19 protein-coding genes are annotated in these 22615 nt (G+C 37.9%); 4 read left to right on the top strand and 15 right to left on the bottom strand.

Features of this window, described 5'->3' with window-relative positions; translation table 11 throughout:
• Window positions 1–10: 10 nt before the first annotated feature.
• The 12 genes from MTF68_RS08305 to wecB all read right to left on the bottom strand — a co-directional run bounded on the left by MTF68_RS08305 (window position 11) and on the right by wecB (window position 15809).
• Window positions 11–1009 (bottom strand): sulfotransferase family 2 domain-containing protein, encoded by a 999-nt coding sequence (locus tag MTF68_RS08305; protein ID WP_248462215.1) that lies wholly within the window; start codon window positions 1007–1009, stop codon window positions 11–13.
• Window positions 1003–4686 carry a glycosyltransferase gene (locus tag MTF68_RS08300; RefSeq protein ID WP_248462214.1) on the bottom strand — a complete coding sequence of 1228 codons (3684 nt, stop codon included), beginning with the start codon at window positions 4684–4686 and terminating at the stop codon, window positions 1003–1005. Before MTF68_RS08300 ends, MTF68_RS08305 begins: the two co-directional genes overlap by 7 nt.
• Window positions 4680–5774: a dTDP-glucose 4,6-dehydratase gene (rfbB, locus tag MTF68_RS08295; RefSeq protein WP_248462213.1), complete on the bottom strand. Its 1095-nt coding sequence runs from the start codon at window positions 5772–5774 to the stop codon at window positions 4680–4682. Before rfbB ends, MTF68_RS08300 begins: the two co-directional genes overlap by 7 nt.
• Before the next feature lie 838 nt (window positions 5775–6612).
• Complete coding sequence (rfbD, locus tag MTF68_RS08290; RefSeq protein WP_248462212.1) at window positions 6613–7521, bottom strand: dTDP-4-dehydrorhamnose reductase; 909 nt, start codon at window positions 7519–7521, stop codon at window positions 6613–6615.
• 13 nt (window positions 7522–7534) lie between these two features.
• Window positions 7535–8086, bottom strand: coding sequence for a dTDP-4-dehydrorhamnose 3,5-epimerase (gene rfbC, locus MTF68_RS08285; protein ID WP_248462211.1), 552 nt, complete (start codon window positions 8084–8086; stop codon window positions 7535–7537).
• Window positions 8087–8097: 11 nt separating this feature from the next.
• Window positions 8098–9009: a glucose-1-phosphate thymidylyltransferase RfbA gene (rfbA, locus tag MTF68_RS08280; protein WP_248462210.1), complete on the bottom strand. Its 912-nt coding sequence runs from the start codon at window positions 9007–9009 to the stop codon at window positions 8098–8100.
• Between the two features lie 65 nt (window positions 9010–9074).
• Window positions 9075–10550, bottom strand: coding sequence for a lipopolysaccharide biosynthesis protein (locus tag MTF68_RS08275; protein WP_248451572.1), 1476 nt, complete (start codon window positions 10548–10550; stop codon window positions 9075–9077).
• Between the two features lie 2 nt (window positions 10551–10552).
• Entirely contained in the window at window positions 10553–11203 is a 651-nt protein-coding gene (locus tag MTF68_RS08270) for an ABC transporter ATP-binding protein (protein WP_248462209.1), read from the bottom strand.
• 18 nt (window positions 11204–11221) lie between these two features.
• Window positions 11222–12007: an ABC transporter permease gene (locus tag MTF68_RS08265; protein WP_248462208.1), complete on the bottom strand. Its 786-nt coding sequence runs from the start codon at window positions 12005–12007 to the stop codon at window positions 11222–11224.
• Between the two features lie 3 nt (window positions 12008–12010).
• Complete coding sequence (locus MTF68_RS08260; protein WP_248462207.1) at window positions 12011–13741, bottom strand: polysaccharide biosynthesis/export family protein; 1731 nt, start codon at window positions 13739–13741, stop codon at window positions 12011–12013.
• A gap of 5 nt (window positions 13742–13746) precedes the next feature.
• Complete coding sequence (locus MTF68_RS08255) at window positions 13747–14139, bottom strand: hypothetical protein (protein ID WP_248451576.1); 393 nt, start codon at window positions 14137–14139, stop codon at window positions 13747–13749.
• 548 nt (window positions 14140–14687) lie between these two features.
• The gene (gene wecB, locus MTF68_RS08250) at window positions 14688–15809 is read right to left on the bottom strand and encodes a UDP-N-acetylglucosamine 2-epimerase (non-hydrolyzing) (RefSeq protein ID WP_248462206.1); all 1122 of its coding nucleotides are present in this window, start codon (window positions 15807–15809) and stop codon (window positions 14688–14690) included.
• Window positions 15810–16080: 271 nt separating this feature from the next.
• Here wecB and MTF68_RS08245 point away from each other — a divergent pair, with 271 nt between their 5' ends.
• From MTF68_RS08245 to pssE, 4 genes are all read left to right on the top strand, one after another.
• Entirely contained in the window at window positions 16081–16980 is a 900-nt protein-coding gene (locus MTF68_RS08245) for a glycosyltransferase (protein ID WP_248462205.1), read from the top strand.
• Window positions 16977–18035: a glycosyltransferase family 4 protein gene (locus MTF68_RS08240; RefSeq protein WP_248462204.1), complete on the top strand. Its 1059-nt coding sequence runs from the start codon at window positions 16977–16979 to the stop codon at window positions 18033–18035. The genes MTF68_RS08245 and MTF68_RS08240 overlap by 4 nt, the downstream gene beginning before the upstream one ends.
• Before the next feature lie 105 nt (window positions 18036–18140).
• A complete protein-coding gene (gene pssD, locus MTF68_RS08235; RefSeq protein ID WP_248462203.1) occupies window positions 18141–18623 on the top strand; it encodes a PssD/Cps14F family polysaccharide biosynthesis glycosyltransferase in 483 nt (160 codons plus the stop codon).
• Window positions 18620–19069 carry a PssE/Cps14G family polysaccharide biosynthesis glycosyltransferase gene (gene pssE / locus MTF68_RS08230; RefSeq protein ID WP_248462202.1) on the top strand — a complete coding sequence of 150 codons (450 nt, stop codon included), beginning with the start codon at window positions 18620–18622 and terminating at the stop codon, window positions 19067–19069. The genes pssD and pssE overlap by 4 nt, the downstream gene beginning before the upstream one ends.
• Window positions 19070–19085: 16 nt before the next feature.
• On the opposite strand, the gene MTF68_RS08225 is transcribed toward pssE, so the two are convergent.
• The 3 genes from MTF68_RS08225 to MTF68_RS08215 are packed head-to-tail and all read right to left on the bottom strand — an operon-like array spanning window position 19086 to window position 22467.
• Window positions 19086–20342, bottom strand: a complete 1257-nt coding sequence (locus tag MTF68_RS08225; protein WP_248462201.1) for a hypothetical protein — start codon at window positions 20340–20342, stop codon at window positions 19086–19088.
• Between the two features lie 59 nt (window positions 20343–20401).
• A complete protein-coding gene (locus MTF68_RS08220; RefSeq protein WP_248462200.1) occupies window positions 20402–21322 on the bottom strand; it encodes a glycosyltransferase family 2 protein in 921 nt (306 codons plus the stop codon).
• Complete coding sequence (locus MTF68_RS08215; RefSeq protein WP_248462199.1) at window positions 21322–22467, bottom strand: glycosyltransferase family 4 protein; 1146 nt, start codon at window positions 22465–22467, stop codon at window positions 21322–21324. Before MTF68_RS08215 ends, MTF68_RS08220 begins: the two co-directional genes overlap by 1 nt.
• Window positions 22468–22615 lie beyond the last annotated feature (148 nt).

Genomic DNA, 22615 nt, shown 5'->3' with positions numbered 1-22615 from the left:
TTATGGTTACTTAAAATTTAAATGAATAACTTTTTGAATTACTATTATCTGTAAGAACATTTATATCATCACTAAACAGACGGCTTAGTACTTTTCTAGATGAATCAGAAATAGGTAACTCACTTACCTTTTTCTTACTTACCATTTTCCTTGGTGGAGTAATTGACCTCTCAAGCCCAAGTCGTTTACTCACTAACTCCCCTAACCTATGAGAATCATTTAAGTCAGCAACACAATCATAAATATCTAAGTCATTAAAATACGCAGTCTGGGGGAGTACATGATGGAGTACATCATTGAAAACATAACAATACATATTCAAATTTTCTACAAAGTAGTCAAACGTAGGCTTAAGTGGTAAACCATACATTTCTTCTTTTTTTGTAAACAAGAGCTCCTCAAATAAACTTCCTTCTTCCTTGATATTTTTATTATAGTACGAAACAAAACGAGAAAGCGGCTCCCTTGTACTTATTAGCTTTAAGTCCTTTTCTCCTACCTCTAACTCTAATTGATTACTTTTAAAAAAAGGGTTACCAAAAACAGAGTGAGGATTGACATCAGCCTTACCATGCAGCTCCGCAAGCATCATACTCTTTAGCGAGGTTGAAGCATTCTTAGGGATTGAGGTTAAATATACCCCATTATATAACTTTTCAAAGTACACTTTAGGAAGTCTAGCTATGTAGTAAACCCACAAAGGTTCATCGCTGTTTATTTTTATAGCCTTGGAAGCGTATATTTTTGCAGCTTCATCATCTTTTTCTATAAAATAACTAAACCTCGCAATCTCTCTAAAAACTGCAGGGTTATTTATCGTAGATACTAAATGCAAAGCTAATTTGTAAAATTTATCCCTTTGCCTTGTTTTCCCATACATTCTCAAAAGATCAATGTTTGCTAAGTAAAACTCTTTTTCGGGTTTGTTTTTAATAAAACCCTCCAATAGTGAAATAACTTCTATCTCACACAGTTCTTTTTGTAGCTCTCTAACATTGGGCCTTAACATAAATATACCTCCGCTAACTCAGCAACTTGCTCATCGGCAATACGAATATCAACTTGCTGTATATTATTTTTAAATTGAGTGTGGTTAGTATCGAACTTATTAATAACTTCACTCAATGATTTTAATGTAGGGGTTACTTTAAAGCCGGTTTGGCCTTCAATAACATCTTCGCCTATCCCCCCTAATGTACTTGCCACTACCCAACAGCCACTTGCTGCAGCTTCACGGGTTACTAGGCCATAGCTTTCTGGCCACAATGAAGGAGCAAAAAGTACATCTATTTTTTGATATAGGTTTACCACACCTTGCTGATTAACTCGCCCTATAAAAGTAACAGGCACGTTACCCCAGTTGGTTTTATGCTCGTAGCCTTGCTCTTTTGAGTGATCAACTATTAGCATTTCTATGTTTTTAGGTTGCAGTTGCTCAATAGCCTGTTTTAACAAAAAGTACCCTTTATGATTAGCCATGCCGCCAATGTGAGCGCACACAACATTTTCGGTATAGTCTGTATTTTTAGGTTGCCACTGCACAGTTGAGCTAATACCATTTTTATTTACTACTATATTGGGGTAACCGTTTTGTGCATAAATGTCTGCAAAACACTCTGATACGGTCAGTAATTTAGTCGCACCATTCAGCAGCTCTTTGTAATAGTTTATACGTTCTATTGAATCACTTAACGATACGTTATTTGGTAAAACGCGTGGAGCAAACATATCTGGGTGACCATTAGGGTATACGTTGTCTTTTTGATCGATTAAAAATTGATGGTCCGATATCCACCACGCATCGTGCGCTGTAACAATATAAGGTATGTTGTTATTTTTAGTTGCTTCTACCACCGAGGCCGTTAACCGCTGCACGCAATGAAAATGCACTAAATCAGGTTGCTCAAGTTGTAAAAACTCTTCAAACAAATCGTACATGTTTTCATCTTTTGGGTGCCAATCCATATTTTCTCTAAACAATATGGTAGAGCGATATACAGTTACACCTTGATGCTGATAGGTTTCTAACTTGTATGGCGTGGCGCAGCGCTCGTCTGATGTAAATACAACCAGCTCAAAGTCATCGCCGTATTGTTTTTGTAAAATATCAAAGTTGTCTGATAGTACACGTGTTGCTCCGCCAATAGATTGCGGTGGAAAAAACACATTAACTAAGGCTATTTTCTTTTTAGGTTTCGCGGTAACACCAATTGTATGTGCAATATCATTTACCAGCTTTTCACCTAATGCCTCAGCTGTGTATTCGGTTTTAACACGCTCAAGTGCTTTAGTAGCAATATTTGCTCGCAGCTCTTTGCTGTTAATAAGCGAGGTTAACGCATCTGTCCACTCGCTTACAGTGGTAACCATTAGTGCATCTTCACCATGATTTATCACATCACGGTAATTTGCAGTACTACTTACAATTGATGGCACAGCTAAACACGCAGCTTCAAACCATTTAAGCTCGCTTTTACAGCCATTTACAATATCATCATTTAATATTGCTAGGTTTATGTCTGCTTGCTCTAACAGGTTCCAATACGCTTTAATACTTTTAACTGGTGGTACTGTTAATAGCTGTGTTTTAAAGCGCTGCTTAAAGCTTTGTGGTAACTCTAAATAACCAGCAATAATTAACCTTACACTGTTATTTGTACTCAATACTTGCTCAAGTGCAGGTAAGGCAAGTTCAATAAAGTCGGTATTATGAGCTTGTGTACCACTGCCATAAAATATATCGATAGTCTTTTTGTCAGGCTTCTTAAAGTTAGCAAAATAGTTATGCTCGTCTAAGCCATTACGATGCAATAAGCATATATTTGAACTAACTAGTTTAGCTAGTTTTTCACGAAGTAACTCAGTAGAGGCAATACCAAATCGGCAACGCTTGGCAAGTGCAGCAAAACTAGCAGGCGCTTTGCGCAGCTCTATATGGGTACTTATATCAACATAGCCACCAAAGGTTTCTATTGGTGCTGGGTAGCTAGGCTCAAACAGCAGGTCGTCAATTTCAAAAAATGACGCTTTACCATTTGCATTTACTTGCGCTAACGCTTTTAAAACGCTTGGTACTGCTGGAGTACGATAAAAAATAACAATATCGTGCAAGGCCACATGGTTATAGCTTTGCTCAAGCTCGGTCCAGTTAATTGTTGTAACTGTTTTACCTTGTGATTCTAATTGCTCTACTTTTTGATCAATCCGGTAACGAATACATTGCGGTATGTGGTAATCACCAATAATTAATACACGTTCAGTATTTAAATTGCTTTTTAGCGGAATATTTTGCTCTATTGAGTAATATTGATAATAAGCATTGTAAATATGGTCTGTGTATTTTTCGGCGCAATCTATTAAGCTTTCACGCTTGTCTAAATTTCCTAAAACTTGCATTTCGCCTAAGTTGTCGTCGTATAATTTTTTACAAAAATTATCTATCCACTCCAGTGCAACTGTTTGCTCTGGGTTGTCTTGGTTATATTTTATTAAAAAGCGTAGCCCGCTGGTTATATTTGTTAGCTTTTCAAAGCAAGCGAGTAACGACTCTAATGCACCAAAGCTCATTTTATTATTAATTGCATAGCCATGCTCATAAGCTTTTTGAGCCGTTCTAAAGTCGCTTTGCTCAAAGTATGTGCCCGCTATTATTTCCATAACTTCGTTAGACTGTTTAAAATAACAAGCAATTCTTAATGCACTACGCGCATTATGAAGCTTTGATTGATCACCCGTTGCTTTATATTGGTTGTAGATATTTAAACCTAAATGTTTATAAAACGTTGCGTTTTTTTCTGCTGACTCATAAAGCCTAATAGGCTTACCAACAACCCCTAACGCCATATCTAAAAAGTTAACAAGGGTTACTGCTAAATCCGTGTTGAGCGCTATAACACTTTCAAAATCGTACTCAACAACATCAAAAGCAAGGCCTACATGTTTATTTTTTTCAAACCAGTCTGTCAGGCTTATTAGCCTTCCTTCTTGCCGTCCAAAGTAAAACCAATGGAGTTTAGCATCATCTAAGGTAATTATACTTGCTTCAGCTAAGTCAGGATAAAAATTAGTATAGAATGCTAAATCTAGCTCAAATTGCATATCGGGCGATTGAGTTAAGAAAGCTTTTTTATTAGGGTAGCGCCCTTCTTTTTCCCCAAAGGTATACCAGTGTTCAATTACTCGCTCAGAGTTTAGTAACGATAGATCCTCATAATGACTTTGATAAAAGTCGACATCTAATTTAGCTCCCCCATCCTCTTTAGTTAGTTGCTCACCTTTTTCATTATTGTTTTTATCAACAAAAACTAACTCATTTATTTGTTTTCCACTTAACGCACATTCAATAACTTCAACTATTTCATTATCAAGTATAAACTCAGCTTTAAGAGTCAGAGTATCTAATTTTATCCATTCGGGCTTAATATCATCAGCCACTAAGTTATAGTTAAAACTTGCATTAGGGTTATTTAGTACGGCAGCTAAATCAGCCCTATAAATGCGGCAGGATACATTAGTTAATAGGTAGTCGTTTAGATAAATAGAAACAGTATCAGCATCCTGCGCCCACCCACCTATAACTTCATTGTGTAGACCATCTAAGACCGCTTTAGGTAGTTCTGGATTAATGACTTCCTTTGATCCAGTAGTACTAGTAGCTGACTGTTCCAACCCTTTTTTTTCTAGCATTTGCTACTTCCTAATAATGACTGCCACCAAGTTTCGTTATCTAGATACCAATTTAAGGTTTTTTCAAACCCAGTTTCAAAACTCTCTGCTGGTACATAGCCAAGCTCATTATTTGTTTTTGTAGCATCAATCGCATAGCGTCGATCGTGCCCTGCACGGTCTTCAACATAGGTAATTAGTTGCTCAACGTTAGTTTCTATAGCCGATTTTGCATTCGGGAAACGCTTTGCAAGTTCTGGGTTGTTTGCAAACTTTTCGCCCATTACTTTACATACCAATTTAACTATATCTATGTTGGCCCATTCGTTATTGCCACCAATGTTGTAGTTTTCACCAATGCGGCCTTTTTTAAGTACTAGCTCTATACCACGGGCGTGATCTTCTACGTATAACCAGTCACGTATTTGCTGGCCGTCGCCATACACTGGTAGTGGTTTATCGTTTAAAATATTAGTAACAATTAAAGGAATTAACTTTTCAGGAAAGTGGTACGGCCCATAGTTGTTTGAGCAATTAGACGTTGTTACCTCAAGCCCATATGTATGGTGATACGCGCGTACTAAATGATCGCTCGCCGCTTTTGATGCAGAATATGGTGAGTTTGGTGCATAAGCAGTTTCTTCGGTAAATGCAGGGTCTGTTGCGCTAAGCGTGCCATATACCTCATCGGTACTTACATGATGAAAACGATGCGCTAATGGCTCATTACTCGTAGCTTTTGGCTCGTCTATCCACTTTTTTTTAGCTGCTTTTAATAAACTGTATGTACCTAGTATATTTGTTTCTATAAAGGCATCTGGCCCGGTTATTGAGCGGTCAACATGTGACTCGGCAGCAAAGTGCACTATGGTGTTTAACTGGTGAGTGTCTATTAGGCTTTCTATTAATGCAGTATCGCAAATATCGCCGTGCACAAAGGTCATATTTGGGTTGTTTTCTACTAGGTCTAGGTTTGCTTTATTGCCTGCGTAGGTTAGTGCATCTAGTACAATTACTTTATCTTGCGGGTGGTTTGCTAACCAATAGTGTACAAAATTGGCACCTATAAACCCTGCGCCACCGGTTACTAATAGATTTTTTACTGTCATTTTTTATTCCATTTTATCTGGTTCTACAGTCCTACTTAATCATTACAAGTAGTAAGTTGCAAAACTACAAATTATTCAAAAACATTTACTTTACTCGCCTAAAAAGTAAGGTTTATAACTCATTCAAAAAACATTCCAGTACAGAGGCGCTTCGCGCTGCACTGAGAAAGATCTTCTCCTTCTCTTCTCTGTGTTCTCTGTGGTGATAATAATTTCTTAATCTCTTGAATGGGCTTAAACCAAAACAATTTTACCACCGAGAGCACAGAGGCGCTGCGCGCTGCACTGAGAAGTTACTAACGCCAGCAAGCTGCGCGTCTACAAGTAACTATTGCTTCTCTTTCTCTTCTTTGTGTTCTCTGTGGTAATAACAATCTCGTAATCACTTTATGCATTTAGCCCAAAACAATTTGACCACCGAGAGCACAGAGGCGCTTCGCGCTGCACTGAGAAAGATCTTCTCCTTCTCTTCTCCGTGTTCTCTGTGGTGATAATAATCTCTTAATAACTTTATGCGTTTAGCCCAAAACAATTTGACCACCGAGAGCACAGAGGCGCTTCGCGCTGCACTGAGAAAGATCTTCTCCTTCTCTTCTACGTGTTCTCTGTGGTGATAATAATCTCTTAATCACTTTATGCGTTTAACCCAAAACAATTTGACCACCGAGAGCACAGAGGCGCTTCGCGCTGCATAGAGGAAAAGCTCTTCTCCTTTTCTTCTCCGTGTCCTCTGTGGTAATAAAATCTCTTTCATCGCTTATTTAAAAACAAATCTACCACCGAGAGCACAGAGGCGCCGCGCGCTACACCGATAAGCTTTTAATAACGCGTCTACGGGTTAAATTTTTAGCGCTAGTTCATCTAACATATCACTTAACTGTGAACGCCAATGTATTGTTTGCACGCCACTCAACTGTTCTGCTTGCGCTTTATTTAACACGCTAAACGCGGGGCGCTTTGCCGGTGTAGGGTAGCTAGTTGCCGGTATAGGGCGTATTGGTATTGCTTTACTTAACAGCCCCTTTTCTATAGCAAGCTCTTGTATTGCTACAGCAAAGTCAAACCATGATGCTACACCTGCATCAGTCCAATTTAAAATTGTTGTTTTATTGCTATTTAGTGTTGAATTTATACCGCTTTTTTGATTTTGTTGAGTAGCTAATGCCCATAACATATTAGCAAGCCCTGCAGCCCACGTTGGTGTACCCACTTGGTCTGCTACTATACCTAATTGCTGTTTTTGTTGCATTAAATTCAACATACTTTTGACAAAGTTCCCACCAAAAACAGAGTACACCCACGCAGTGCGCACAATTATAGCTTGGCTGCCTAAAAGATTGCTCACAGCTTGCTCGCCCGCTAATTTAGATGCACCGTACACACTTAACGGGTTGGTTATGTCGTTTGCTTCGTAGGGGGTGGTTTTTGTTCCATCAAACACAAAATCGGTTGATATATGAATTAATTTAGCACCAATTGTTTTACACACAGTCGCTAAATTAGCAGCGCCCTGCTCGTTTACAGCATAGGCTTGTTTTATATCGGCTTCGGCTTTGTCTACCGCCGTATAGGCTGCTGCGTTAATCACCACATCTGGTGAGTGTGTAATTAACACCTCGTTTAACGCAGCCATATTGGTTACATCTAATTCTTTACTGCTAAATAACTCAAGCTCTACATTGCTAGGGCATAGTTTGGCAAGCTCATTACCTAACTGGCCATTTTTACCTGTTACTAATACTTTCATGCTTTGCTAACTTTTATTTATTAAACGTAGGTGCATTATTAAATGCAAGGCCAGCTTCATCTTTTGCTGAAAGCAGAGGCGCTTTACCATTTACTAGAGGCCAATCTATCTTAAGCGTTGGGTCGTCCCACTTAATTGACACCTCGGCATTTGGGTTATATACATCGGTACACTTATATACAAATTCAGCGCTTTCAGTGGTTACATAAAAGCCGTGAGCAAACCCCTCTGGCACCCAAAGCTGACGTTTATTTTCAGCAGACAGCATTACCCCTACCCATTGCCCAAAGGTAGGCGAGCTTTTGCGCATATCTACCGCTACGTCAAACACTTCGCCTTGGGTAACACGTACTAGCTTACCTTGGGTATTTTGTGTTTGGTAGTGTAAGCCACGCAGTATGCCATGCGCCGATTTACTGTGGTTTTCTTGCACAAAGGTGCGCTCGCCGCAGTGCTGGTTAAAAAGCGATGTGCGAAAGGTTTCCATAAAAAAGCCGCGTTCGTCACCAAATACTTGCGGCTCTATTATTTTTACCTCGGGGATTTTTGTTTCAATAAATTTCATTATTAACCCTATTAAAATACAGTTTGATCTAAAAGCCCCAGTAGGTACTTACCATAGCCCGACTTTTTAAGCGGTTTAGCTAACCTTTTAAGTTGCTCTGCATTTATGTAACCCATGCGGTAAGCTATTTCTTCTGGGCAATTAATTTTTAAGCCTTGGCGTTTTTCTATTGCACGAATAAAATTAGCTGCATCAAGTAGGTCATCTAATGTACCGGTATCAAGCCACGCAGTGCCGCGCCCCATAATTTCTACGTTTAGCTCTTTTTTGGCTAGGTACTGCTCTATTACATCGGTAATTTCTAGCTCACCGCGTACCGACGGCTTTACATTTTTTGCAAATTCAACCACGCGGTTATCAAAAAAGTATAGTCCTGGCACTGCATAATTTGATTTAGGTTTAGCTGGCTTTTCTTCAATTGATATTGCTTTACCGTTTGTATCAAACTCCACTACACCATATGACTCTGGGTTAGCGACATGGTAACCAAACACCGTGGCGCCATTTTCACAGCTAGTCGCATTTTGTAACGATACCGATAAGTCGTGGCCATAAAATAAATTGTCGCCTAATACTAAGGCAGCACTTTGGCCTTGTAAAAAGTCTTCGGCTAATAAAAATGCTTGCGCTAGGCCATCGGGGCTAGGTTGCTCTACGTATTCAAAGCTAATACCCCACGCACTGCCATCACCCAGTAGCTCTTTAAAGCGTGGCAGCTCGGTAGGGGTCGCAATAATTAAAATTTCGGTTATGCCAGCAACCATTAAGGTGGATACGGGGTAAAAAATCATTGGCTTATCGTATACAGGCATTAATTGCTTACTTACTACCTTTGTAAGTGGGTATAAGCGCGTGCCAGAGCCCCCCGCTAAAATAATACCTTTGCGAGACGACTTTTGTTTTGGAGCAGTTACTATGTTCATGATGTATCCGGTTTATTTACTTAGTAATTAAGTTTTTGCTAAGCCTACTCCCTTATAGCTTAACGTTATCTGAGTTCTTTTACTGTTGCTAAAATTATTTTACCAATACCAAAAAGCATAAGCTGTAATACTGCAAACAGTAAAATATTGTATAGCGTTTTAGGGTATTGATTATCTTGCGGTAGTGTAGGTGCCTCTACCACTATTAGGTATTTTAATTGGCGGTACGCCTCTATACGCGCTTTATCAAGCGATACCTCTGATGCTGTATAGCCTTTTATAGCCAGCTCAAGCTCTATTTTTAAATCCGAAAACTGCGCTAACACTTCGCTTACTGCAGTATCGTTTGTATTTAAAGGTTTAGCTGTTGCTGAATTACTACCTGTACCTTGCTGTTGCGAAAGTCTTTCTCGCTCAAGCTCTAATTGTATTTTTAATGCGCTAAGCTCGGCCTCTAGCATAACCACTTGAGGTGCTTTTTCGGTCATGGTTGAGCGCAGCCCTTTTAGTTGTGCACTTTTAGTGGCTATTTCGCTTTCTAACCCATATGTAATTTGCTGTAATGCTGCGCCTTCTGCCTCAGGGTCTAGTAAGTTGTTTTTTTGCTGAAAGGCTAAAATTTTACTTTGTGCGTTACGTAGGCGCTGCTCTACTTTAGTATGTTCTGTTTTTATAAATTTAAGCTGCGCATCTGCCAATTGGTGACCTATAGAGTTTATGTACCACTCTGCGCGGTTTACTATGGTTTGCGTTAATTGCTTTGCATACTCTGGTGTAAAACCCTGCACCAGTATTTTAATTACACCCGAATCTTCGTCAATTTCAATTGTGGTGTGCTCTTGGTAATATTTAAGTAAATCTTCAATACTTGCACTAGCACTTAATCGTGAAAAAATATCACCGCCTTCGTAATAGTGCTGCTTTATATTACTGTGGGCTTGTAAGTAGTTAAGCATGTCTTCTGAATGAATGTATGCTTTGGCTATTTCGGTATCGGCAGTCGAGCTAGAAGCAACCCCTAAACCACTTAGTATCGCCATAGAAGGGTCCATGGTTGCCATGCCATCAGGTTGCTGAATAATAAGCTGCGCTCTGCTTTCATACCGTGGTGCAGCCCACACAAGCTGATAAAACGCAAATAATATAAATGGCACTAACAATAGTACAAACCATGGTTGAGTGTATGTTTTAAAGTGTGGTTTTTTGCTTAACTCTGCATAAAAACTTTGTGCTTTTATAATATGTTTATTCTTATATAAATTATCAGCACTATTTTTTTCTGTAGATGAGCTTGTTTGTGTTTGCTTTGCCTTATTTGCTATTTTTGCAGAAAGGCGCTCAAGTTCTTTATTTATTTTCTCGCTTTGGGGTTTTAAGTTGCGGGCACGTTGCATAATTCGGCGAGCTAAATATATGTCGTTTGGCTCTACTTGTTTAGCAAGGCCAATTAATTTTTCGCCATCATCCCAAATAGCTTTATCGGTTTTTAAACCAATATCTTGAAAACGTTGTTCTATTTTATCTACCGCTTGTTGACTCATAATTATAATGCCTGGTAATGAGCAATTCCTTGCTCTAAATCGTTGTAAAAAGTGAGTTCGCCTTTATGGAGCACAATCGCACTGTCGCAAAAATGCCTTAATTCGTCCATTTCGTGGCTTACCATAATAACATTAGCGCTTTTACTTTTTTGGGTAAGCGCTTGGCGTGTTTTGTTTCTAAAATTAGCATCACCTACCGATGTAACCTCATCAATTAGGTATACGTCAAAGTCGATACCTATTGAACATGCAAATGCTAAGCGGGGTTTCATACCACTTGAGTACGTATTTACAGGTAGGTCAAATTTAGGGCCTAGCTCGGCAAATTGGCGCACCCTGCGAACATATAGGTCTAAATCGGCCACACCGTTGATCATGCCAATAAACCGAGCGTTCTCAGCGCCACTCATTTGCGGGTGAATACCTGTTGTAAGTGCTACCGGCCACGAAAGGTGTAAGTCGGTAATAATTTCGCCTTTATTAGGGTATTCGCTACCGGCTAACATTTTAAATAGTGTTGATTTACCCGCACCGTTTGAGCCTAAAATAGCAATATTGTGGCCACTAGGTATTTCAAAGGTTACGTTTTTAAAAATGTACTGGTTACCCAAAGTTGATGGGTAATACTTAGTTACATTACTTAGCTTAATCATTATTTAGCCTTATATCCGTCATCGGCTAATTGCCTGCTTCCACGACACATGGTAGATCGCCAATGCAAAAAAAAGTAACATTAAAACAGATACAAATAAGTAAAACTCACTTACCGCCTCAACGTTATAAGTAGAATAAGCAGCGTGGCGCGAAAGCTCTATTGCATGCAAAATAGGGTTCCAGTCTAAATAGGGCCAATATTCTTTTGGCACGTCTTGCAGTGAAAAAAACACTCCCGATATAAAAAATAAAGGGCGCGTTAAAACGGACTTAACTTTACCTATTTCGGGTATATAACATTGAGCTATAGCAAACAACATACCTAGCGACAACCCTATAATCCACACGCCAATAATATTTAAAAGAAGGTAAAGAGGATCATCAAGTCTAAAGTCAATATTTAAAAAATACATTATTAATATTAATAAAAAAAACACAGCAATTTTTACAAACAAGTAAAACCCGGCAACAGCTATAACACTACTAATAGGTTGTACTTGCCTAAAGGCAAATAAAGCTTTGTTTTTTTTAAAGGAGTTAGACACGTTCATGAGAGTATCTAAAAATAGCTGAATAAGCAGCATCCCATACATCATAAATTCAAATGTAGGCACTGTATGTGATTCACTACCGGCTATCATGCCCCGCAAGTAAGACAGCAAAAAAATAAAACTGAGCGGTTGAAAAACCGCCCAGGCTAATCCCAGCCTGTCGTTAAAACCTGTGCGTATTTCGCGTACAAACAGGGCAAATATAACATCACGCCATATTGCCCAGTTATTGCGTTTAATTACTGCAGTCATTGATTAGGTAGCTACATTTGCTGCAATAGCAATTTGATAAATAATTTGGGTAATATCTTTAACCGATTGCATTAGCTTAGTATCTACTTTAGGGAGCACTAAAATTTGGTCGCCCGCTTTTAGTGGTCCTGTGGCATCAAGGTCTATCATGCCATTAGGGTGAATTACCATTATTTGTTCATAGTTGGCTCGCTCGCTGTAGCCACCGGCCCACGCAACATAATCTTTAATTGTAGCTTGCTCGTTATAAACTAATGACTGTGGCATTAGTACCTCACCACTTACATGTACTAAATCGGTTTTTGCAGGTATATGAATAATATCCCCTTGCTCTAAGCGAACATTAGCCACTTTGCCACCATCAGAAATAACAACTTTACCTAATGGCACAGCTTTACGCGCTCGCTCGGTAAATTCCAATATCATTCGGCCTTCTTCAGCTCTTATTTTTGCTTCACCGTCTGATGATGCTGGCGCCGTAAATATACTACGTTCTAGCCTATCGAGAGATTGCTCAATCATTTCTTTTTGTTTAGCAGCCACACTTTTACGCTGAATATAAATCGACTGATAATCTGCAAGCTCGTTGTTAATTTCTATATTTGCAAGCAAATCGTGTAAGCGAGTGTCTTTTTTAACGGCATAGTAAGAAGGCCCTAAATAACTACCTGTGAGTTGTATATCAAGTACTTGAGCACGTATATCGTCATTAAAGATTAAACGATCACCATCTTTTAAAGTAAACGTTTTAAATTCACCATAGGGTAAGTACACCGAAAAGGGGCCATCAACCCTATCACCTACAATACCTACATGGCTTACTTTGCTCAAAGGAAGCGCAAAGTTAGCGAGTTGGGTACCGGTTGCTTGGGCATTTTTAAATTCGAACCTAAATGGGGCGCGTACACTTCCTGATACTACAACTGTTGCTTTTTGACGCTCGACCAATATTACATCGTTATCTTTAAAGTTAAATTTAGGCAGATAACCTTTTAAGATAAAATCGTATAAATCTATGTCTTGGATTACTTTATTGTCTCGTAGTACTTTTATGCTGCGGTAACTACCACGCTCTGAGTCTATACCGCCTGCACGTTTAAGGTAATATAATATGCTGTCTGATGCGATACCGGCATATTGCCCTGGGCGTGCAACACTGCCGCTTATGTATACACTTACCGGCGTTGCGGTAAGTAAATTTACGTATATTTCGACACTTTTTTTGTAAACCTGCTTAATTTTGTTGGTAACGTAACTATTAAGCTGACTCGCTTTTACATCGGCAACATGCACCGGGCCAATATTAGTTATGAATAAATTACCTTGGTTATCGACCGTGATAACTTCAGACTGGTTAATTGCACCCCATAACCATATTGATACTTTATCGCCCGGGGCTATTGTATAGTCATCATTTAATCCGTCTTGACGCTCACTTTCGTAACCGCCTGCAAATAAATTTGCGCCATAGGGGGGTGGCAAACCAGCCTCAGCTGAAGGTAACAGCTGCGAAGCAGACATTTCGCCTGGTAATAATGTGCCTGAGCGGTTTGCTTTGTTATAAGTGCCATTTTCAAGTGATGCATTTGAAGCATTTGCTTGTGCAGCCCCTGCTTGCTCTAACTGGTTAAGCGATACCGCTTGTGCTGCACTTGCCTGACTACTAAGCATTGCAATAGTTGCAAAAATTATTACCGTGCTTATGAGTCGATGACTGTAGTTTAATATGTTCATATTATTTAAACTCCAAAGCTTATGTGGCTATTTTTGTTATCGCTTACTTGAGGAGTAACTGACCATTGGTTTGAAGCTTGGTCTTTACATACTGTTCTGCGCTCTTTTTTAACTTTATTATTTTCGTTGCTTAAATAAAGTGCACGGCACTCCAATCCTAGAGCCGATGTGTATTTTTTTCCTAACGAAAATAGCACGCCTTTATAAATACTGGCATAGCCTTGAGGACGGGTTTGTAATGCCTCATTAAGTGCCGGCGGAAGTGTTAGGTTAGTTGGTTGTGATTGTATCGGCTTGTCAATTAAAGCAACAGATGCCTTAATAACTGGAGGTGACGAAGCACAGCCAAGCATAAAAACGATTGGTGAAAACAATATGATTAAACTATTTTTTTTCATATTAAAATTTTAATCCTTTGGGGGGGAACTAGAACCTAGTAACTTTAATTTTGACTTAAAATAACTTTATAACGTAGTACTAATAAGTAATACGACAGAGTTATTTATAGAATCCGTTCTTGAACTAAGCATATCTTAGCTACGATACCAACAAAGCCAATTATACTTATATTAGCCGTCTATATCTAGCCTTCCCCAAAATTCAAATAACACGTGCACTAGGTTACCGATACATCAAAAAAACGTTTAAAGTGAGTCACAGCATAATGAGGTGTGAGGTTCGGCATAAGTACAGTAATAAATAGGCAGGGTGTGCAAGCGCACGCGCTGTGAAAACTTGAGACCAAAAAGTACCCTGGTTGCAAACAAAATGAAATGGTCTTTAATAAGTTGCGAGAAGCGACTTAATTTAGTCAGTGGTGAACCTAGGACTTGAATTTGCGACAGTTTTAACCCTTTCGATTAAAACTGTCACTGTTAAACTAAAGCCTTTAGCTGCTTACTTACAACAATTTTTAATTAAAAATGTGCTGCTAATAAGGTTACTTTTACTTGTAGTCTTCAATTAAGCTTTCAATAATTCGCTGACTTGATAAACCATCTCCGTATGGGTTATGAGCAACACTCATTGTTTCATACAATTCGGGGTTTTCAATCAGTTCACTTACTGTGTTTATTATTTTATCAACCTCAGTACCAACAAGTTTTACGGTGCCTGCAGCAACGGCCTCAGGCCGCTCCGTTGTATCTCGCATTACTAATACGGGCTTACCTAAGCTAGGTGCTTCTTCTTGAACGCCACCAGAGTCAGTTAAAATTAAGTACGATTTATCCATTAAAAATACAAATGGGAGGTAGTCTTGCGGCTCTATTAGCTTAACATTTTCTTTATCTGCTAAAAGTCTATTTACAGGCTCTTGCACATTTGGGTTTAAGTGCACTGGGTAAACAAAGTTAAAGTTAGGGTATTTAGTTGCAAGTTGTGAGATAGATTCACAAATGCGCTCAAATCCTCCGCCAAAGCTTTCACGGCGGTGTCCTGTAATTAAAATAAATGGTTTAGCTATTATTTGTGAAAACTGAGCGTTCATTTGTTGCTGTATATGACTTTGCGGTAGTACATCTTGCTTTACTTTTAATAAAGCATCTATAACGGTATTACCCGTAATTGTTATAGCTTCACTTTTAATGTGTTCCCGCAGCAGGTTATCGGCAGAAGCCTGAGTTGGCGCAAAATGTTTTGCCGTGAGCACACTCGTTAAAGTTCGGTTAGCTTCCTCTGGCCATGGGCTGTATAAGTCACCTGTGCGTAAGCCAGCTTCAACATGCCCTATCTTTGCTTGTTTATAAAAAGCAGCCATTGACGCTGCAAAAGTAGTTGTTGTATCCCCGTGTACTAAAACCCAATCAGGCTTAAACTCGTCAAGAACATCACGTAAACCTAGCAATATTTTACTGGTGATATCGTATAGATCTTGACCTGATTTCATTATATTTAGATCATAGTCTGGTTTTATTTCAAATAGCGCTAGTACTTGGTCAAGCATTTCTCGGTGCTGAGCAGTTACACATACTTTAGACTCTATAGTGGGTTCTTGTGCTAAAGCTAACACCAAAGGTGCCATTTTAATAGCTTCCGGGCGAGTACCAAATACGGTTAAAACTTTCATGTGGTTTCCTAAATATCAACATGGGTCATCAAATGGCGATCATTGTTACAAGTTGTGCAATAAAATGCCTTTGATTAAATATCAATTTATGTAAGTAGAATAGCCTATTATGGTAGCCCAAAATAGCTGTTACATATGAGCTTGCGCGCATTCTACTATGAAGTTATTTAATTTAAAATGAACCCGAGTTATTAATGGCAAACTTTGCTATTTAAGCGCTAGGTAAGGTAAAATAAAACGCAATTCAAGGAAAATGCAGTGTAAGGAAAAAATGCAGTCTAAGATAATGAGCAACAGTGGACCATTGCCCGAAAAGCCGCTAGTAACAATTTACCTACCAACTAAAAATCGCTTAAATTTATTAAAACGCGCAGTGCTTTCTATTTTGAATCAAACCTACACCCGTATCGAGCTAATTGTTATTAATGACGGTTCAACAGATGGCACACAACAGTGGCTTGAAGCGCTAAGCCTTAATGAACCAAGGTTGGTAATAATTCAAGAAGTAAAAAGTATAGGTGCATGCGCCGCTCGTAATAAAGCGATTAACAAAGCAAGTGGCGTCTTTATAACGGGATTAGATGACGACGACGAATTTTTACCCATGCGCATTAAAACTTTTTTAGATAGTTACAATCCAAACGATTCTTTTATATCCCATGGTGTACTTTGGTATTATGGCCGCAAAGGTAAGGTAATTGATGCTCAAGCTCGAAGGCTTACTTTAGCCGACATGCTCAATTATAATTACGCTACTAATCAAGTTTTTACCGAAACATATAAACTTAGAGCTATTCAGGGATTTGATACTGCATTTAAAGCCTGCCAAGACTACGATACATGGACACGTTTAATTTTAAAGTTTGGCGATGCAAGAAAAATAGAAGGTTATTCTTACATTCAACACCAAGGGCATGAAGAGGAGCGCATAAGTACAATAAAAAACAAACTGCTCGGTTACTCTCAGTTTTATAAAAAGCATAGCCAATTAATGGGAAAAGAAAATAAAATAAACCAATCTTTTATGCGTGTTATTGCGAGTAAAAAAAGATACCCGCTGTTTCTTTATCTTATCCATTTGCAGGGCGGCTTTTTTATTAGAAAAACACGCTACCTCCTTTCAAGTAACTTTCCCTTTTTGGCTAAATTAAGAACTAAGGCTTTAAAATGATTGAAGCACTGATTTATGTAGTTGGCACTCATTCAACTGAAACTCAAGGTGGTATTAGCAGTGCGTTAAAAGCTTATGAAGAGGGGTTTAATAATTTAAACCAATCTTTTAAACGAATTAACACTCATAATGATCATAGAAATAGACTAGTTTACTTTTTTACCGCGTGGGTTAAATTAATGTGTCATTCGATAACACATTTAAGATCGCGCAGAGTCTATTGGTTACATTGCGGCCCTTGGTTTTCTATGTTGAGAAAGTTTATTATTGCTTTATCAGCTAGGTTACTCGGAGGCGAGGTTGTTATTCATTTTCACTCTCCGACCCTATATAAATATACAGAAAGTAAATGGGGCATGTTATTAATTAAATGTTTTCTTTTTCCTGCAAATAAAATAGTGGTCGTTACCCCATGGTGGGAAAAGCTATTACTAAAAAAAGGTATAAAAAAGAAAATATTGGTTGTAGCAAATCCGCTTTCATACAAGCTATTCAATTTTGCAAAGCAAAATAACAGTCATAAGAAACCGATTGGCAATGTCGTTAAGTTAGTCTCAATGGCACGGCTAATTGAGGGTAAAGGCATTGAATTAACAATAAAAACAGTCGCTTTATTACCTAATGTACATTTAAAAATAATTGGTGACGGACCTTTAAAGCATCAGCTTAAGCAACTTACTGAAAACCTCAACATACAATCGAGAGTAGAATTTTTAGGTTGGCTTGACGAAGAAGAAAAAAGCAGTGCGTTGATTGATAGCGATATATTTTGCTTACCATCAATATATGACTCATTTGGCGTGGTATTTATAGAAGCAATGAGTTTAAATTTACCTATCGTAGCATTTAACAACGGACCTGTTGCAGATATAGTAAAGCCTCATGTTGGCATTGTTATTAATAAATACGATGTAGAACACTTAAAAAGGGGCATTGAAAAAATAGCCACCAATTCAAGTGAATACTACTTAAATGGCAAACCCGAAGTTATTAATAATTACGACCCTACACTCTTAGCAAAGCAGGTTATTGAATACCTACTAAGAGCAAAATAATGTGCTTTACGGCTTTGCTAATTATCACTTTATTTGTAGCCAGCAAAACCGCTCTCGATTATAATATTATCGTATTTTAGTTGTAGTTAAAGCTTTGGAGTTTCTTTGAAAGACAAATCTATTACCCTAATAATTTATGGGCGTGGCGGACATAAAGAGCAAATGAAAAGGCTTTTATCTTTGATGAAGTCTCATGCTGACTTCGATTTCATATCTATATCAGATACAGAGGATCACTTTGACTCTCTAAAGCATTTTCGCTGCTCTGAACCACGAGACAAGTTTAGTGTTTGGAAAGCACCTTTTCAGTTAACTAACAATGCTATAACGACTTTAATGCAATGTGTAAGCATATTAAAAAACTTTAAAGTACAAGGATTGGTATCAACGGGCCCAGGAATGGTCGTTTTTCCTGCATTAATATTTAAATTACTTGGCAAAAAAGTTATTTTTTTAGAGTCATGGTCACGCTTTTACACCCCTTCATTAACAGGAAGAATTATGTATCATATTGCTGATACCTTTTATATTCAAAATGAAACGCTACAAAGCGCTTACCCTAAAGCCGTTTTTGCAGGTAGGTTATGAACATTTTTGTTACAGTGGGTAGCACCCGCTATGACTCACTATTTTATGAGATAGAAAAGGCCTTAAACGATAACCATAACGCTATTTTTCAAATAGCGGATGGTGAGTATACTCACCCAACAATAACAACTATTCGATTTGTTAAAAATATTAATGAGTACTATGAAAATGCTGATGTTGTTATTACCCATGCAGGCGCGGGCAGTGTATACACCCTTTTAGAAATGGGTAAAAAAGTGATTGTAGTGCAAAATACCGAACGAGTAGACGCACACCAGCAAGATCTGGTTAGGTTTGTAGAAGAAGAAAAATACGGTTTAGGCTGTTATGATGTTTCGCAAATTGCTGAAAAAGTAAAACAAATAGAACACTTTGAACCTATTACATACGTAAAGAATGAGTTTAATAAAGCTAAAGAGATATGTGAAGCTCTTCAGCTAATTTAGCAGCACTTACGCCAAGTTATTGTTTTATCAAAATATCCCGCTCTCTTAACGTCCAGTACCAATTGTTAAATAATGACTGCACAGCCAAAGATATAATTACTGGCGTTAATAGAGTTAAGTACCCTAATTCCAATGCGGCCAATATCATGATGATTGACACTGCGCCTGAAAAAACAATCGCCTTATAAAATGGAATGTGGTTTGTCGCAGCAATTAGGTTCATTGACAGCTGCCTGTTTACATCTAAAAACACCATGAGACTAAAAAAGGCGAGTACATAAATATTAGGAAGATTAGTTTTGGAGTTGATTAGACTTAGCAACTCAGGAACAATTATAAGAACAGATGCACACCCCAACAAACATGTGGTTAAACACACTAACCTCACTTTAAACTGTAGCTTTCTTACCTTAGAGAAGTCAGCATCTTGAATTGCCCTATTTAATATTGGGGTGACAACCGTCATGTATAATAAGCTAACCGAGGTGAGTATACCAAATAGATTGAGTGCTAAAGAGTAGCTTGCAGACTCTGAGGCTGAAAAATAGTACGCAACAATTAAAATAGTGGTTTTTGTTAATAAAAAATTCCCAAGAGACACAATCCCAATTCGCCCCGCGTTTGGTATTAATAAGCTAAGTGTTGTTTTTGTATCTTGCCAACTCGTTTTAACGTAGCCATAAAGCATTTTTAGCTTATTAATTTCGTAATTAGCGCATAAATAATAGGCTATAGCAGAGAGCAACCTAGCAACAGCTACAGCCATTAATGTGTAATCGTAAAATATTAATGTAATAGCAAAAACAAAAAACGCTAAGTTGCTAAAGCTAACAACCTTATAAATACTCGCCACATTGTTGGTACCAAAAAATAAGGCGTTATAAAGTAAGCAAAAAATATTTATTATTATTGCTAAGCTGTAAAATAACCATTCTAAGGAGATATCTAAGCCCGATTTAGCCGCTATAGAGCTTAAAAAGAAGAAGTAAGTAACGAGCAGTATTGCAGTGGTAATAATTGCAATAAAGAAAAAGACACATTTTGCGCTATTAATAATTTTAGAAAAAAGGAGGTAGTTAATGCTATTTTTATTAACTTCTTGACTAACCCCTACCTTAATAAGACTTTGTGCTCCAGATAATACGTAGTTGATTTGTCTTGAAAATGTAGTACTTAAACCAAAATCAAATACAACTATCAAAGCATAAAATGCAACAAAGACCATCCACAAAGAAAACTCAGCTTCAGTAAAACTCACCAAAGCAAAAGGCATAATAATCAAACTACTAGCAATACTAGATAATCGAGAAAAATATCCCCAAAATAGCGCCATTATTTTTTAATCTTGTCTAAAAATGCCAGCGCTGAGCCAACAAAAAAACTAGCAAACCAACTCAATTTAAAAAATTTAGACACCTTAAAATAAGCCTTGCAGGCTCCAAAGTAACCACTTCGATGAATTAAATAGCGCATGTAGTTGCTATAAAACTTTGTTTTATTAAGCCCTGCCGGGAGCTTAATTAAGTTATAGTTATTTAATACAACTTCAAACCTAAGTGCCATACCTTTAGGGTTTTTAATAGCTAGTGCGTTATAGTTATTAGTTAACCCGCCTGCTTGGTACTCTATTTCTTTAAATGCTAAATTAGTGCAATGATATTTATAATCTGCATCCAATAAAACAGTTACTACGGCTTCGGGCATAAACTTTTCATCTGGATAAACAGGAAAAGTTTTACCTTTAAGTAAAGACGTCCTGATAAAATCACAACGATCGCCTTTCATATTGTATTTATGAGCATTTTCTAAAAGTGTGGATTCTATCGGATCGTCAAAGAAACGTTGAGCGCTTGGTTCTTTAGTGGCCATATCTAAACATAAACCAATAATACCAGCGATATCTTTTCGCTCAGATAAAGGTGTCCAAATGCCTTTAACTTGTTTTAACGCACTTTCGACGAGAATGTCGTCCGAGTCTAAAATTAGCATTAGCTCGCCTTGCGCTTGCGCAAAAAATACATTCATACATGAGTGCTTGCCTTCGTTGGCTTTTTTTATATATTTGATATCAAGCTTAGCATCTGCTTTAACCATTGATATAAAAGCAGCTATATCATCAGTGCTCCCATCATCAACAATAAGCCACTCAAACGTTAGAGTTTCATCAATATTTAGCAGCAAGCTTGCATATAAACGAGGCAATAAGTGAGCTCGATTAAATACTGGTGTACAAATAGAAAAATCAACACTCATTAGTCTGCTTCCAACTTAGCCGTAAGCTCTTGAGTGGAAGTTTTGACTATATCTATATCAACCATAGATTTATGTGCATTAATTGCGAGCTTTTCAAATAAACTTCTATTTTCAGCCAACTCGCTAACTAACGCGCTATATTCATCCATATCATAAGGCTTAGCCATTAAACCCGTTTTGTTATGCTCGATAAATTCAGGTATTGCACACGTAGAAAAAGACACTGTAGGTAAACCTGAGGACATTGCTTCGCACATAGACACCCCTTGTGCATCCATACGTGTAACACCTAAATAAATACCTGCCTTTTGGTGCACTTTAGGTATTTCTATAGGCTGCAAAAAGCGAGAATTCAAGGTAAAGCGATCTGTGATATTTAAGCTCTTAGCGATATCTTTTATTTTTTCTTCGTCAGGGCCCATACCATAAAGGTCGGTTTGAATATTTGGTGGCATTCTTTTTGCAGTTTCAAGTACTAAATCCACAGCGTATTTACCACGATACGTTAGTGGTCTGATGCTCAATAATTTATCTCTATCAGCCCAACGATCAGTAAAATTAAAGTTAGTTGTGTCAATGCCGTTAGCAATCACAAGGGATTTTTTACTTAAATCTACCCCTGTGTTTTTAATTGCTTCATTTAGCATCCATTTAGATGGCGTTATAAATTTAACTGGAATGTCGGATTCAACAAACTCTGCAAGTGTGTTGATCATTCTTTTTATTAAGTAGTAATCTCGATATAACCAGCGTGCAATACTTTTAGGCGAACGCCAAGAGATATCATCTCGTCTATCGCTCCAAATTGTTTGTGCTTCAACACCGTGGATAAAAAACAAGGTCGGTATTTTATTATCCAAAATAAAGCGGTAAAGCACTCCCGCGTCTATCGTTTTGCTAAAACGGTGTAATAATAAATGTATCATTATACGCTCAGCATCTAACAGGTACTTAACGAGCTCATTAACGGGCCCTAAAACAACCGTTACACCATCAATGTTATATGATTGCGAACTCTCACTTGGAACTAATACAGTTACCCTATGACCCTGCGCAACATACTGTTTAGAGCGTGTATGCACAAACATATGGCTATAAGGGCTACTTTGAGATGGGTAACGCCCAGTGAGTATGACTAAATTCATATTATAAATATCCTAATGCTTTTTAAAGATAGTGCTTTAACTTAATAAACATTTTTATTACGACAAGCCCGTTGTGTTAATTAAAACAGGCAATATTTTAAATAGCGGCTCAATTTATATAATTTACGTAGTGGTATTAAATTGTATA

The sequence above is a fragment of the Pseudoalteromonas sp. 2CM37A genome (genome assembly GCF_023161885.1).
In the GTDB taxonomy this organism is placed as follows: domain Bacteria; phylum Pseudomonadota; class Gammaproteobacteria; order Enterobacterales; family Alteromonadaceae; genus Pseudoalteromonas; species Pseudoalteromonas atlantica.
Note: the sequence above shows the minus strand (reverse complement) of the source record. Positions and strands in the feature narration are given on the sequence as shown.